Origin of the sequence: Marinobacterium zhoushanense, assembly GCF_014641945.1 — a bacterium.
Classification (GTDB): Bacteria; Pseudomonadota; Gammaproteobacteria; order Pseudomonadales; family Balneatricaceae; genus Marinobacterium_D; species Marinobacterium_D zhoushanense.
Genome location: NZ_BMIJ01000010.1, coordinates 12,819 through 27,028, shown reverse-complemented (window position 1 = coordinate 27,028; position 14,210 = coordinate 12,819). Strand labels below are relative to the sequence as shown.

General features: G+C 60.8%; 12 protein-coding genes. 2 read left to right on the top strand and 10 right to left on the bottom strand.

The window, feature by feature from the left end:
• Positions 1–25: 25 nt before the first annotated feature.
• The 3 genes from phoB to IEX40_RS20515 all read right to left on the bottom strand — a co-directional run bounded on the left by phoB (position 26) and on the right by IEX40_RS20515 (position 2,273).
• On the bottom strand, positions 26–721 hold the full coding sequence (gene phoB, locus IEX40_RS20525) for a phosphate regulon transcriptional regulator PhoB (RefSeq protein WP_188751845.1): 696 nt from the start codon (positions 719–721) through the stop codon (positions 26–28).
• A gap of 111 nt (positions 722–832) precedes the next feature.
• Entirely contained in the window at positions 833–1,717 is an 885-nt protein-coding gene (ubiA, locus tag IEX40_RS20520; RefSeq protein WP_373286492.1) for a 4-hydroxybenzoate octaprenyltransferase, read from the bottom strand.
• A gap of 16 nt (positions 1,718–1,733) precedes the next feature.
• A complete protein-coding gene (locus tag IEX40_RS20515; RefSeq protein WP_188751843.1) occupies positions 1,734–2,273 on the bottom strand; it encodes a chorismate--pyruvate lyase family protein in 540 nt (179 codons plus the stop codon).
• Between the two features lie 120 nt (positions 2,274–2,393).
• Here IEX40_RS20515 and IEX40_RS20510 point away from each other — a divergent pair, with 120 nt between their 5' ends.
• On the top strand, positions 2,394–3,020 hold the full coding sequence (locus IEX40_RS20510; RefSeq protein WP_188751841.1) for a DUF1415 domain-containing protein: 627 nt from the start codon (positions 2,394–2,396) through the stop codon (positions 3,018–3,020).
• A gap of 11 nt (positions 3,021–3,031) precedes the next feature.
• Here the strand turns inward: IEX40_RS20510 and phoU are convergent, their stop codons facing one another.
• The 5 genes from phoU to IEX40_RS20485 all read right to left on the bottom strand — a co-directional run bounded on the left by phoU (position 3,032) and on the right by IEX40_RS20485 (position 9,814).
• The gene (gene phoU, locus IEX40_RS20505; protein WP_188751839.1) at positions 3,032–3,790 is read right to left on the bottom strand and encodes a phosphate signaling complex protein PhoU; all 759 of its coding nucleotides are present in this window, start codon (positions 3,788–3,790) and stop codon (positions 3,032–3,034) included.
• Positions 3,791–3,849: 59 nt separating this feature from the next.
• Positions 3,850–4,683, bottom strand: a complete 834-nt coding sequence (gene pstB / locus IEX40_RS20500) for a phosphate ABC transporter ATP-binding protein PstB (protein WP_188751837.1) — start codon at positions 4,681–4,683, stop codon at positions 3,850–3,852.
• Positions 4,684–4,718: 35 nt separating this feature from the next.
• A complete protein-coding gene (gene pstA, locus IEX40_RS20495) occupies positions 4,719–6,407 on the bottom strand; it encodes a phosphate ABC transporter permease PstA (protein ID WP_188751836.1) in 1,689 nt (562 codons plus the stop codon).
• 20 nt (positions 6,408–6,427) lie between these two features.
• Positions 6,428–8,701, bottom strand: coding sequence for an ABC transporter permease subunit (locus IEX40_RS20490; RefSeq protein WP_188751835.1), 2,274 nt, complete (start codon positions 8,699–8,701; stop codon positions 6,428–6,430).
• A gap of 144 nt (positions 8,702–8,845) precedes the next feature.
• A complete protein-coding gene (locus IEX40_RS20485; protein ID WP_188751833.1) occupies positions 8,846–9,814 on the bottom strand; it encodes a PstS family phosphate ABC transporter substrate-binding protein in 969 nt (322 codons plus the stop codon).
• A gap of 186 nt (positions 9,815–10,000) precedes the next feature.
• On the opposite strand from IEX40_RS20485, the gene IEX40_RS20480 reads away from it, so the two are divergent.
• Positions 10,001–10,411: an acyl-CoA thioesterase gene (locus IEX40_RS20480; protein ID WP_188751824.1), complete on the top strand. Its 411-nt coding sequence runs from the start codon at positions 10,001–10,003 to the stop codon at positions 10,409–10,411.
• Here the strand turns inward: IEX40_RS20480 and IEX40_RS20475 are convergent.
• Both IEX40_RS20475 and uvrD read right to left on the bottom strand, forming a co-directional pair.
• Positions 10,408–11,742 (bottom strand): SLC13 family permease, encoded by a 1,335-nt coding sequence (locus IEX40_RS20475; protein ID WP_188751822.1) that lies wholly within the window; start codon positions 11,740–11,742, stop codon positions 10,408–10,410. The genes IEX40_RS20480 and IEX40_RS20475 overlap by 4 nt on opposite strands.
• A 134-nt stretch (positions 11,743–11,876) precedes the next feature.
• Positions 11,877–14,096 (bottom strand): DNA helicase II, encoded by a 2,220-nt coding sequence (gene uvrD / locus IEX40_RS20470; protein ID WP_188751814.1) that lies wholly within the window; start codon positions 14,094–14,096, stop codon positions 11,877–11,879.
• Positions 14,097–14,210 lie beyond the last annotated feature (114 nt).

The window sequence follows — 14,210 nt, the reverse complement described above, 5'->3', positions numbered from 1 at the left end:
TTACGCTCGATCCGCTAGCCGCTGGTCAGGCGACCTGGGCGGAAAAACGATACCCGGTGCCGCGGACTGTCTGGACCAGGTAGTCGTGGCGTTCACCGAGCGCTTTGCGCAGACGACGGATATGGACATCGACGGTACGCTCCTCCACGTAGACGTTGCCGCCCCACACCATGTCGAGCAGCTGGCTGCGAGAGTATGCCCTATCCTGATGGGTCATGAAAAACTGCAGCAGGCGAAATTCTGTCGGCCCCAGCTCCACCGGACGGCCGTCTGCGGTCACCCGGTGGGAGACCGGGTCCAGGGTCAGGCCATCGACGGTTACCGGTTCCTCGACACCCTTGGGGGTCGCCCGGCGCAGCACCGCTTTCAAACGTGCCACCAGCTCGCGCGGCGAGAAGGGCTTGATGATGTAGTCGTCGACACCGGCTTCCAGTCCCTTGATCTTGTTGTCTTCGTCGACCTTGGCGGTGAGCATGATCACGGGTACATCGGCGGTGACCTCATCCTTGCGCAGGCGACGGGCGAACTCGATACCGCTGGTGCCGGGCATCATCCAATCCAGCAGCACCATGTCCGGTTTCTGGTCCAGAATCAGCGAATGTGCTGCCTGGGCGTTTTCCGCTTCCATGCATTCGTAACCGGCCATCTCCAGAGCGACCGCAATCATCTCTCGGATCGGCGCTTCGTCGTCAACGATCAACACGCGTTTTGATGCAGACATCAGTCTCTGCCTCTATTTATCAGCTGTTATCAACCGCGACTATTACAAGACGTTTAGGTTACATAAATATGACAATAGCATAGGGATTAACCAACGGCTTGGCGCTAGCCCTCAACGCAACGCATAGTCGGCGATGATACCAACCAATACCAGCAGCTCGGCCCAGTGGTTATTCAGGAAGGCTTGCAGGCAGGGCATCCGCTCACGCTCACGGATCAGCCACTGTTGATAGATAAACAGGATCGCCGCACCGGCCAGGCCGAGGTGGAAGTAGAGGCCCAGATTGGCCAGCAGGCCGACGGCGATGAGCAGAAGCAGGGCGCAGAGCTGCAGTATGCCGATGATCAGCCGGTCGTGGTGCCCGAATAGCACGGCCGAGGATTTGATGCCGATTTTGAGGTCATCATCACGGTCAACCATCGCATACATGGAGTCGTAGGCCACGGTCCAGAACATCTTGGCCATGAAGATCAGCCAGGCCAGCACCGGCAGTTGTTCCTGTACGGCGGTAAATGCCATCGGGATCGCCCAGCCGAATGCGGCGCCGAGCACCACCTGCGGCAGGTGGGTGTGGCGTTTCATGAACGGGTAGGTGAAGGCCAGGGCCAGGCCGGCGAACGACATCAGGATGGTCATGCCGTTGGTGAACAGGACCAGGACGAAGGCGAGCAGCATCAAGCCGGCAAACAACAGCAGCGCTTCACGCTCGGTGACCCGGCCGGTGGGCAGGGGGCGCTCCTTGGTCCGTTTTACATGACCATCGAGATGGCGGTCGGCGTAGTCGTTGATCACGCAGCCGGCGGAGCGGGTCAGAAATACGCCCAGCGTAAAGATCAGCAGCAGGTGCAGCGGGGGGACCCCTTCGGCGGCGATCCACAGTGCCCAGAGCGTCGGCCAGAGCAGCAGGTAGGTGCCGATCGGGCGATCAGCACGCATCAGCTGGATATACGCGTTCAGCTTGTCGCTTTTCGAGCTGTTGGTCATCGACATTGCCATGCTATCCCCCGGAGTATCAGGCTGGGTATTGTATGCCCTTGAGGGCGGGTAGAAAAACCTCGCACACCAGCAGGGGCTTATCGTCAAGATGGAAGATCGAGCGGCGGGCCCACAGGCTCTCTCCCCGGGCGTTGTCCACTCGCGCGATCTGCAGCGGGTCACGGCGCATGGCCGGGTCGTTGAACAGCAGAGAACCGAGCGGGCGCGAGCCGATCAGTTTCAGCGTGCGGTGACGGCCGCGCAGGGTGGTGGCCGGGATCACGGTACGGGCGTAGACCCAGGGCTCGCCGGCGCCGCAGAGCAGCACCTCGCGGATCAGCACGGACTGGCGTGCACTCAGGCCAAGCGCCACCGTCTCGCCGGCACCCGGCCGGCCATACTCCTGGCGCAGCACCTGCACCGAGAAACGGCCGCGGCTGGCGCGTTTCAGCAAGCGGGTCAGCGAGCCCTCGTCGGTCAGCCAGCGGCGCAGATGACGCGGCGCCTGAATCGGGTGCGCTAGTGTACGCCAGTGCAGGGTACGCTCAGGCCTGGGCAGCGGAGTATCGATGGTCACAGTGTTACCGCTATTGGTGGACAGGTCGCACGACGGGGTCGGCAGAAGGGTGCATAGTCTACCATTCACGCACCCCGGCTGGCAGGTTGCTTTTTGCCCGCGTGGCGGTAGGATCGCGCGATGACCAATACAAACGAAACGCCAAACGATCAGACAAACGAACCGACGCCAGAAGAGCTGCGCCTGCTTGAGCAGGCGCAGCAGCTGACCCAGGAGTGGGTCGAGCAGATGGTGGTGGGACTCAACCTCTGCCCCTTTGCCGCACCGGTGGTACGCGCTGGTAGCATCCGTTATCAGGTATCGGATGCCCGGGATGAGGAGCGCTTCCTGCGCGATTTTCTGCAGCAACTCGCGGATCTGGTGGAGCGGCCGGAGGCCGAGCTGTCCACCACGCTGCTGATCACGCCCTGGCTGTTGCAGGATTTTGATCAATTTCTCGATCTGGTGGCCGATGCGGAGGCGCTAATCGAACAGGCGGGAGTTGAGGATCTGTTCCAGATCGCCACCTTCCATCCCGGTTATCTGTTCGACGGCGTTGATACGGACGATATCAGTCACTGGACCAACCGCGCCCCCTATCCCACGCTGCATCTGATCCGCCAGGACGAGATGAGCCGGGCGCTGGCCAGCTACCGCGACCCGGAATCGATACCGGAGCGTAACATCAAGCGATTGCGGGAGATGGGCAGGGCGGGACTGCTGGCGCAATTCCCGCCCCTGGCCGATTACTGGCCTGACGAAGGTTAAGCGAACGACGGCTATTCGACGTCGTCGCTGTCCTCTTCGCTGCTGCCGGTTTCGTCGCGCACCGCCTGCTTCATCGTCTGCAGGCTCTTGTGCCGCACGTCGGTGCCGCTGACCTGATAGATCAGGTGCTCGGCCAGGTTGCGGGCGTGATCGCCGATACGCTCCAGGCTGCGCAATACCCAGATCACGTTCATGATGCTGGAGATCGAACGCACGTCCTCCATCATGTAGGTGACCAGGGTGCGCATGGCGGTGCGGTACTCCTGATCGACGATACGATCCTGCTTGGCCACGCGGTAGGCCATCTCCAGATCGTTGCGGGCGAAGGCGGTGAGCACATCCTTGACCATGTCGCGTACCACGTTGCCGATGTGGCGCACCTCGTGGAAACCGTGCTGGGTGCGGGTGCCCTCGGCCATCTCGATCGCCTGCTGGGCGATGCGGCTGGCCTCGTCACCGATCCGCTCCAGGTCGGCCACGGCGCGGCTGATCGAGATGATCAGGCGCAGGTCCGAGGCGGCGGGCTGGCGACGGGCGATGGTCATGGTGCACTGCTCGTCGATCAGCAGCTCCATTTCGTTGGTCTGCTTGTCGATACGACGGGCCTGCTCGGCCAGTTCGTTATCGCTGGTCAGCAGCGCCTCAATGGCGTCGTGAACCTGACGCTCGACGATTCCGCCCATGGTCAGCATCTGAGTGCGAATGGTCTCCAGCTCTTCGTTGAATTGCTGGGAGATATGGGTGGAGTAACTATCCTTTTCGAATTCCACGGTCTCTGTCTCCGTTACGGAATGTTGCTGGGCAGTTCAGGGATGGCGCCGGGGCGCCATCAGCCGTAACGACCAGTAATATAGTCTTCGGTCTGCTTCTCGGCCGGATTGGTAAACAGGGTGTCGGTTACACCGAACTCGATCAGATCACCCATGTACATGAAGGCAGTGTAATCGGAAACACGGGCTGCCTGCTGCATATTGTGGGTGACGATGACGATGGTGAAGTCCCGTTTGAGCTCGTGGATCAGCTCCTCGATCTTCAGCGTGGAGATCGGGTCGAGCGCAGAGGCCGGCTCGTCGAGCAGCAATACTTCCGGCTTGACCGCCACGGTACGGGCGATGACCAGACGCTGCTGCTGACCGCCGGACATGCCCAGCGCCGACTCGTGCAGGCGATCCTTGACCTCATCCCAGAGCGCGGCCGAGCGCAGCGCCCATTCCACGGTATCGTCGATTACGCGCTTCTTCTTCACGCCCTGGATACGCAGACCGTAGGCCACGTTCTCGTAGATCGACTTGGGGAAGGGGTTGGGCTTCTGGAACACCATGCCGACGCGGCGACGCAGGTCGGCCACGTTGACGCTGCGGTCGTAGATATTCTCGCCATCGAGCAGCAACTGGCCCTCGATGCGGCAACCGTCGACCAGGTCATTCATACGGTTGAAGCAGCGCAGCAGGGTCGATTTACCGCAGCCGGAGGGGCCGATAAACGCGGTGACACGGTTTTTGGCGATATCCATGTTGATACCGTGCAGCGCCTCTTTTTGACCGTAAAACAGCTTGAGATCGCGAACCTGCAGGGTATGGGTTTCCTCTTCCAGGCGCAGTGTGCGGCTGTCGCGCTGCAGGGAGGCGATATCGATGGCGTGGGTTTTGATTTCGCTAGTCATCTCTATAAACCTTTATTCAGTAATCGGTGCCGACATCACATTTCAAGCGCTTTGTACTTTTCACGCAGGTGGTTGCGGATCGCAATGGCCGAGAAGTTCAGCAGCGCGATCACCACCACCAGCAGCAGCGCCGTGGCATAGACCAGCGGGCGGGCCGCTTCGACGTTGGGGCTCTGGAAGCCTACATCATAGATGTGGAAGCCCAGATGCATGAACTTCTGATCCAGATGCAGATAGGGATAGTTGGTATCCAGCGGCAGGCTGGGCGCCAGCTTGACCACACCGACCAGCATCAGCGGTGCCACCTCACCGGCAGCGCGGGCGATGGCGAGGATAACACCGGTCATCATCGCCGGGCTGGCCATCGGCAGCACCACCTTCCACAGGGTCTCGAACTTGGTCGCGCCCAGGGCCAGGGAGCCTTCGCGCACCGCGCGCGGGATACGGGCCAGGCCCTCTTCGGTGGCGACGATCACCACCGGTACGGTGAGCAGGGCCAGGGTGATCGAGGCCCACATCAGACCGCCGGTACCGAAGGTCGGTGACGGCTTGGCCTCAGGGAAGAACAGGTCGTCGATGTGACCGCCGAGGAAGTAGACGAAGAAGCCGAGGCCGAATACGCCGTATACGATCGACGGTACGCCGGCCAGGTTGTTCACCGCGATACGGATCAGGCGGGTGATGAAGCCCTGCTTGGCATACTCGCGCAGGTAGACCGCGGCGATCACGCCGAACGGGGTGACCAGCACCGACATCAGGATCACCATCATCACAGTACCGAAGATCGCCGGGAAGATACCGCCCTCAGTGTTGGCTTCACGGGGCTCGTCGCTGAGGAACTCCCACACCTTCTCGGCATAGTGGATGATCTTCGCGGCCAGGCCCATATCGTTGGGCAGGAAGGCGCGTACGATCTTGGCGACCGCAATCTCCACTTCACGGCCATCGGCGATCTCGGCGACAAAGGTATCGCGGTTAATCTGCTGGTAGAGATCGGTAAGGCGCTGTTGCAGCTGCTCATACTCCGCATTCAGCTCGCTGCGACGCGCTTCGATCTTGGCGTAGGCCGCGGTATCGGTGGACTGCTCCAGATCCAGACTTCGCTCTTTCAGACGCAGACGCTCGATCTCGTAGTTGATACTGCCGATATCTTTCTTTTCGATGCTCAGGATCTGCTCGCGGATATCCAGTACGCGATCGATGCGCTGCTGGAACTCGGCCCAAAGTGTCAGGTACTCCTGAGTCTTCTCATATCCGGTATGACGGCCGACGCTCTGGCCCGCTTCCTTCACTTCGCGCAGGTAACCGTAGAAGTTACCCCACTCCAGACGCTCGGCGGCAAACAACATCGCTGGGCGCTGGGTATGGGTGATGAAATGGTCCATTGCCCAGATGAAGTCGGCGCTGCCGAAGTCGCGGTTTCCGACCTTGATCAGGTCGCGCGCCATCGCTTCGACCCCTTCGGGTACCTCGATACCCGCGCCGCGCAGCTGGGGTGCCGGCACCATCTCACGCTCGACCAGCTCACCGATAATGGTGCGCTGGCGGCCGTTTTCTTCGTAATCCGCCTGAATCACGTCGGCGGGCCAGAAGTGGCCCAGGCCGCGCACGGCGATCAGCGCCAGCAGGCCGACCACCATGATGATTGATATCGCCACGGCACCGGCGTTGAGCCAGACCCAGGGGGAGCCCGACTTGGTCCATTCGCTGAATGAGATACGCATAGTCAATCCTCAGTGGTGCCTTAAAGTGAACCGTATTTCTTGCGTAGGTGCTGACGAATCGACTCCGCCAGGGTGTTCACCACGAAGGTGAACAGGAACAATACGAACGCGGCCAGGAACAGAATGCGGAAATGAGTACTGCCGACTTCGGACTCCGGCATCTCCACGGCGATGTTGGCCGCCAGGGTACGCATCCCTTCGAAGATGTTCACATCCATGATCGGGGTGTTACCGGTGGCCATCAGCACGATCATCGTCTCACCCACGGCACGGCCCATACCGATCATCAGTGCCGAGAAAATACCGGGGCTGGCGGTGGGCAGTACCACGCGGGTCAGCGTCTGCCACTGGGTAGCACCCAGAGCCAGTGAGCCGTAGCTCAGGTGCTTGGGTACGGCGAAGATCGCATCTTCGGTAATCGAGAAGATGGTCGGAATTACCGCAAAGCCCATGGCGATACCGACCACCAGCGCGTTACGCTGGTCATAGGAGATGCCCGCTTCGTTGCTGAGCCAGGTGCGCAGGTCGCCATTGAACAGCAGCTGCTCCAGCGGTACCGCGATGCCGAGAGCAAACCAGGTGGCCAGGATCACCACCGGAATCAGCAGGGCTGCATCCCAGCCGTCCGGCAGCAGGAAGCGGATCCGCTCGGGCATGTTCTGCCAGGTAAAGCCAAAGCCGACCACGGCAATCGGGATCACCACCAGTGCCGCGAATATACCGGCCAGGTTGGCTTCCATGAATGGCGCCAGCCAGAGACCGGCGAGGAAGCCGAGGATTACCGTGGGCAACGCCTCCATCAGCTCGATGAACGGCTTCACCTTGCGACGCATGCCCGGAACCATGAAGTAGGCGGTGTAGATCGCACCGCAGATCGCCAGCGGGGTAGCCAGCAGCATGGCGTAGAAGGCCGCCTTCAGGGTACCGAAAGCCAGCGGCATCAGGCTGTATTTGGGCTCGAAATCGTTGTTGGAGGCGGAGGACTGCCAGATGAACGCCGGCTCATCGTAGCCTTCGTACCACACCTTCTCCCAGAGTACCGACCAGGACACCTCCGGGTGCTCGTTCTCGACATGCCAGTAAGAGAGTTTGCCGTTCTGCTCCACCAACAGGGCATCGGAGCGCGGTGCCATTGCGATATGGCCGACCGGTCCGTCAAACAGCGGTTCGTTGAAGGCGGTGCGGCGTGCGGTGGCGTTGTACAGCGCGAGAGCGCCGTTGTTATCGACACTGACCAGCCCCTTGCGTCGCTGCTCGGTGGTCAGACTGACAATGGCATCGCCCGAATGCTCGAAATCGCGAATCTGGGTCAGCTCGGGCGCGCCCTGGTCGTTACGGACGAAGAACCACTGTGACAGCTTGCCCTTGTCGTCGCCCAACAGCAGCGAGTTGGCGCCCAGCAGGAGCTGGAAGCTGGTGATCTGGCCTTCAGAGGCATCGAACAGCTGGGTGATCTCAGGCTCGCCGCGCAGGTTGACCACGGCGATCTTGCCATCGGCGGCACTGGCCATCAGCCAGGCCAGATCCGGCGTCAGCAGCAGCTTACGCGGCTTTAGCCCCAGCGAAGGCAGCTGTTTCTCACTGCGGTCGACACTGGTTTCGCCGGTGAACAGGTTCTCGGTCAGCGCCAGGCGGGTAAAGTTGATCTGGCCATCGCTCAACGCGGCGACGCCCCAGCGGTCACCGTTGTTGGTGATCGCCAGTTTCTCGATCGGCCCGTTGGCGACCTGAATGCCGGCTTCGCCCAGAGGATGCTCCAGATGCGGTGTCAGAACCCGCTGGCCATCCGGGTAGGTGGCCTTGTAGCTGTGGCGCAGCACGCGAATCTCGCCGTTACTCAGGCCGAAGGCGAAGATACGACTGGCCTCGGACAATACCGCGAAGCTGCTGATCTCGACCCCCTCGGGCAGATCCAGTCTCTCGCTGTCGATCAGCTCTCCGCCGGCTGCCCTGAAGAACACCATCTCGCCATCGGCGCTGATACGGAAACCGATCTCGGCCTGCTCCTCCACCGCAAGGTAGAGAGTGTCGGACTGACTACCCGGTACCGTGTAGGGCGCGAGGGGAGCCCCCTTTACATGCCAGGGCTCAACCTGAGCCGGCTTGAACAGAGGTGCTACCTCGTACAGCAGGTAGAAGAAGATCATGACGACAGCAATGATGACACTGACGCCGCCAACGGCGATGCCACCGGCTGCCAGTTTGTCCTGCAGCATACGCCGCTGGCGCAGGCGGCGGGACGCCGACGTCGTGAAATCGAGGTCCGGCGCAGCTGTGGTTTGGTCAAGGCTCATGGTTGAGGATCCTGAGGGGGCTCTGAACGTGATTTGCAGCGTACGATAAGTCAATAGTATGACGGTTATGTTACAGCGTCCGACAAACGCGAAAGGGGAGTCCTGTGGACTCCCCGGAGGGTCGTGTCAGATATTGCTCTGCGCTTACAGACCCAGATCGCTCAGCTGCTTCTCGACAACTTTTGCCGGCAGCGGGATGTAGCCATCCTTGACTACGACTTCCTGACCAACCTTGGACAGTACCAGCTTGATGAATTCACGATCCAGCGGGGTCATCTCCTGGCCCGGCTTCTTGTTCACGTAAACCCACAGGAAGCGGGACAGCGGGTATGAGCCGTTGGCAGCGTTTTCCGGAGTTGCTTCAACGAAGTTGGTGCCTTCCTTGGACAGCGGCAGGGCGCGTACGGAAGCGGTCTTGTAACCGATGCCGGAGTAACCGATGCCGTTGATAGAGGTAGAAACAGACTGTACCACAGAGGCAGAACCCGGCTGCTCGTTCACGCTGTTCTTGAAGTCGCCTTTACACAGCGCGTGCTCTTTGAAGTAGCCGTAGGTGCCGGATACAGAGTTACGACCGAACAGCTGGACGCTCTGATCAGACAGGGAACCGGTCAGGCCCAGGTCGCCCCACTTGGTGATGTCGGTGCCGTCGCCACACTTGTGAGTAGAGGAGAAGATAGCGTCAACCTGAGCCATGCTCAGACCGGCGATCGGGTTGTCCTTGTGTGCGAACACGGCCAGGGCGTCGATGGCGACAGGGATAGCGGTCGGCTTGTAACCGAACTTCTTCTCGAATGCTTCGAGCTCCTTGTCCTTCATCTTGCGGCTCATCGGACCCAGGTTGGAGGTGCCTTCGGTCAGAGCTGGGGGAGCAGTAGAGGAACCGGCAGCCTGAATCTGGATGTTGACGTTGGGGTAGTTGCGCTTGAACTCTTCAGCCCACAGCGTCATCAGGTTGGCCAGAGTATCGGAACCCACGCTGGACAGGTTGCCAGACACGCCGGAGGCCTTTTCGTAGGCCGGCAGGTTCGGGTCAAGCAGGTCAGCGGCATTCGCAGTCACTGCGGCAGCGGAGATCGCCACGGCTGCGAACAGCTTGTTCATCGGTTTCATCATACGCTCCTGATCGGTGCATTAGTTTGAATTCGTGTGCGTACTATAGGAGTGGTTTGTGACCGCTTTGTTACAGATGCTCATCCGATTCAAATTTCTGTTTAGGCCTGTACCCGTGTAGGTATAATGCACTGCAACATAGGGTGTGACGCTCACCCCGTAATCAATACGAGCAGGTTCCAAATAATGAAAATAGAGGACGATCAATTGCTCCAGCCTGAGGGGGAGCTGAGTTTGCAACTGCCCGCAGGGCCTGAAGCCGTGAATATATTTGGCGATGTCTATGGTGGCTGGGTGAGTGCGCAGGCGGTACTGGCCTGTGAAATACGCGCCGGTCAAGAGGCCAAGGGCCGGGTTGCGACCGTGTCCGTTGGTCGCATGTCGTTCATGTCGCCTGTGATGCAGGGCACCATACTTGGCTTTTATACCCAGGTGCTGGAGCGTGGACATAGCTCGCTGCGCATCGCCGTCGAGTGCTGGGGGCAGTGTCCGGATGGGCGCGAGCCCCGTAAAGTGACCGCCTGTGAGTGCGTGCAGGTGGCGATCGATGCCGACGGCCATATCCGTCGGCTGCCGCCCGCAGCGGGCTCGATTTAAAGCATCAGCATCGCAGCACCGGTGATGACGCAGGTCATCACCGCGTTGAGCACGATGCCGGCGCGCATCATCTGTGTCTGGGGTACCGCACCTGAGCCATACACGATGGCATTGGGCGGCGTCGCCACCGGTAGCATGAAGGCGCAAGACGCGGCCACGGCAATCACCATCGCCATCACCACCTCCGGCATGCCCATGGCGCCGGCAATGCCCACGAAGATAGGTACCAGCAGCGCACTGCTGGCGGTATTGCTTGCTATCTCGGTCAGCATCACCACAAATCCGGCGACGACAAGCACAAACAGCACGAGCGGCGCACCGGACAGCAGACCGCTGATCGACTCGGCCAGGTAGAGGCTGGCGCCGGTCTCTTTCAGCATCGCCGACAGGGTCAGGCCACCGCCGAACAGCAGCAGTACGCCCCAATCAGCAGACCGCTCCACCGCTTTCCACGACACCAGTCGCAACATGCAGAGCATCAGGATGGCGCCAATGGCGATCAGCGAGTCCATACCGCCCTTGATGCCCAGCGTTTTCGCCAGCGGCGCGCTGAACAGCCAGAAACAAACGGTCAGCACGAACACGCCAAGCGTCGCCCACTGTGTGGCATTCAGCGGTTGGTGTGAGGATTCAGGTTCAAAGTGGTGGTCCAGGTTGGGGCGTATCACCAGCCAGAGCACGGCTATCATCAGCGGGAAGGAGACGATCACCAGAGGCAGGCCGATCTTCAGCCAGTCGACGAAACTGAGGCCAACCGCCGCTGCGGCAATGGCGTTGGGCGGGCTGCCGACCAAGGTGCCGATGCCGCCGATACTGGCGGAGTAAGCCAGACCGAGCAGGATAAACCAGTAACTGCGCTTGTTCTCATCGTAGGGCAGCTGCTTGAGCAGCCCCAGCACCAGCGGCAGCATCATGGCGGTGGTGGCGGTATTGGAGATCCACATCGACAGGCAGGCAGCGGTCAGAAACAGCAGCAGCGAAGCGATAGCGAGTTTACCGCCGGCCAGGCGCAGGACATGGTTGGAGATATAACGATCGAGCTTCTGCTCGCTCAATGCCGCGGCTAACGCAAAACCGCCGAGGAACAGAAAAATGATCGGATTGGCAAAGTTCTTCAGCGCATCGGCCGTGGAAAAGGTGCCGGTCAGGACCGCCAATACAGGGACCAGCAATGCCGTGACGGTAATATTGAAGGTCTCGGTCATCCACAGAATGGCGATCAGTGTCAGAACCGACAGGCCGGTGCGCAGGGCCGGGTCGAAGGGCGTTAGAAAGTAGATCGCTGCAGCGGCGAGCAGCGCAATCGGGAAGGTTACCTTGCTACCGGGCACGTATGAGGCTCCTTGTGACGGTCTATGCTGATTTTCCGGTTAGGAAAGGACAGTGTTGAGTAGAGTTTAGTCTGCTGTTCGATGCTTACAAAAACGGCGTCCGTGCTGGACGCCGCTTTATGCACAGGTGCTGGTCAGATCGCTTCCAGCCGGGCGAAGCCCACCACCAGCCATTTGCTGCCTTCATAGTCGAAATTGACCTGCACCCGCGCCTTCGGACCGCTGCCCTCGAAATTGACCACCAAACCATCGCCAAACTTGGGATGACGCACGCGCTGGCCCAGGTTGAAACCGGTCTCCGGAATATCGCTGCCACCGAGGCTCGATGAGCCGCCGAACAGCGAGCCGCCCTCCTGTGGATAACCGCCGCTGCCGTAGGGGCGGCGCACGGTGGCGTTCAGTCGCACCTCTTCGACCAGTTCGCTGGGTATCTCCTGGATAAAGCGTGACGGCCGGTTGTAATTCTCCTGCCCGTGCAGGCGACGCGATTCGGCGTAGGTCAGGTAGAGCTTCTGCATCGCCCGGGTGATGCCAACGTAGCAGAGGCGTCGCTCCTCCTCCAACCGGCCCGGCTCCTCGGCGGACATGCTGTGCGGGAACAGCCCCTCCTCCATGCCGGCCAGGAACACCAGCGGGAACTCCAGCCCCTTGGCCGAGTGCAGCGTCATCAGTTGTACGCTGTCGGTGTGCAGATCCGCCTGGGCATCGCCGGCATCCAGCGCCGCCTGGTCGAGGAATGCCGCCAGCACCGAGTTGAACCCCTCCGGTGCTTCATCCTCCTGCCACTGACCGGCGAACTGACGGGCGGCGGTGACCAGTTCCTCCAGGTTTTCGATGCGGGACTGGGCCTTCTCACCCTTCTCCTTCTCGTGGTGTTGAATCAGGCCGGAGTGCTGGATCACATGTTCGGTCTGTTCATGCAGCTCGGTTTCGCGGGTGGCGCTGTCCAGGCTGTTGACCAGGTCGAGGAAGCTCTGCAGGGCGTTGCCGGCGCGGGCGGCGAGCTGACCCAGCTCGATAATCTCGTTGGCCGCGCGCCACATGGACACACCCTCGGCACGGGCATGCTCGCGGATCAGTTCGATGGTGCGGGTGCCAATGCCACGGGTCGGCACGTTGATAATTCGCTCCATCGCCGTGTCGTCGTCGCGGTTGGCGATCAGGCGCATATAGGCGAGGGCGTTCTTGATCTCAAGACGGTCGTAGAAGCGCTGGCCGCCGTAGATGCGGTAGGGGATGCCGGCGCGGATCAGTGTCTCCTCCAGTACCCGCGACTGGGCGTTGGAGCGATACAGGATCGCGCTCTCGTCGCGGCGGTTGCCCTCGTCGATCCATTTGCTGATCTGGTCGATGATAAAACGCGCTTCGTCCTGTTCGTTGAACGCGGCATAGACGCTGATCGCTTCGCCGTCGCCCAGATTGGTCCACAGCTCCTTGCCGAGGCGGCCGAAGTTGTTGCGGATCACCGCGTTGGCGGCATCGAGGATGGTGCCGGTGGAGCGGTAGTTCTGCTCCAGGCGGATCGTTTCGGTGCCGGGGAAGTGCTCTGGAAGGTGCTGGATGTTTTCGATTCGGGCACCGCGCCAACCGTAGATCGACTGGTCGTCATCGCCCACCGCCATCAGCTTGTCGTCGCCCTGGCAGAGCAGACGCAGCCAAGCGTACTGGATGGCGTTGGTGTCCTGGAACTCGTCCACCAGCACGTAGCGGAAGCGCTCGCGATAGTGCTTGAGCAGCGCCGGTGCGCGGTCGCGCAGCAGTTCCAGCGCGCGCAGCAGCAGCTCGCCGAAATCGATCATGCCGCCGCGTTCGCATGCATCCTCGTAGGCTTCATAGACACGCACCAGGGTGTCCTGGAACAGATCGCCGCTACGCTCTATGTGCTTGCTGCGCAGCCCCTCGTCCTTCTGCGCATTGATGTACCACTGCATCTGCTTCGGCGGCCAGCGATTCTCGTCCAGGTTCATCTCCTTGCACAGCCGCTTGATCAGGCGCAGCTGGTCATCACTGTCCATGATCTGGAAGTTGTCGCGCAGTCCGGCGTCCTGCCAGTGTGCGCGCAGCAGGCGGTGCGCCAGACCATGGAAGGTGCCGACCCACATCCCGTGGGTGTTCAGCCCCAGCAGGTGTTCGATACGCCCGCGCATCTCCCGTGCCGCCTTGTTGGTGAAGGTCACCGCCATGATCGAGTAGGGCGAGATCCCCTCCGCTTCGATCAGCCAGGCGATGCGGTGTACCAATACCCGGGTCTTGCCGGACCCGGCGCCAGCCAGTACCAGCAGGTTCTTCACGTCGGCGGTAACCGCCTGACGCTGGGCATCGTTGAGGGAGTCGATGATGTGGGTAACGTCCATGGGATCTTTGCAGCTATAGATAGATGAAGGTGCGATCTGGAATACTGGAAAAGTATACAGGAAAAGGCCCCTTGCGGGGCCTACGGTGAAATATCCTGCGACTGCCGTAGCTGG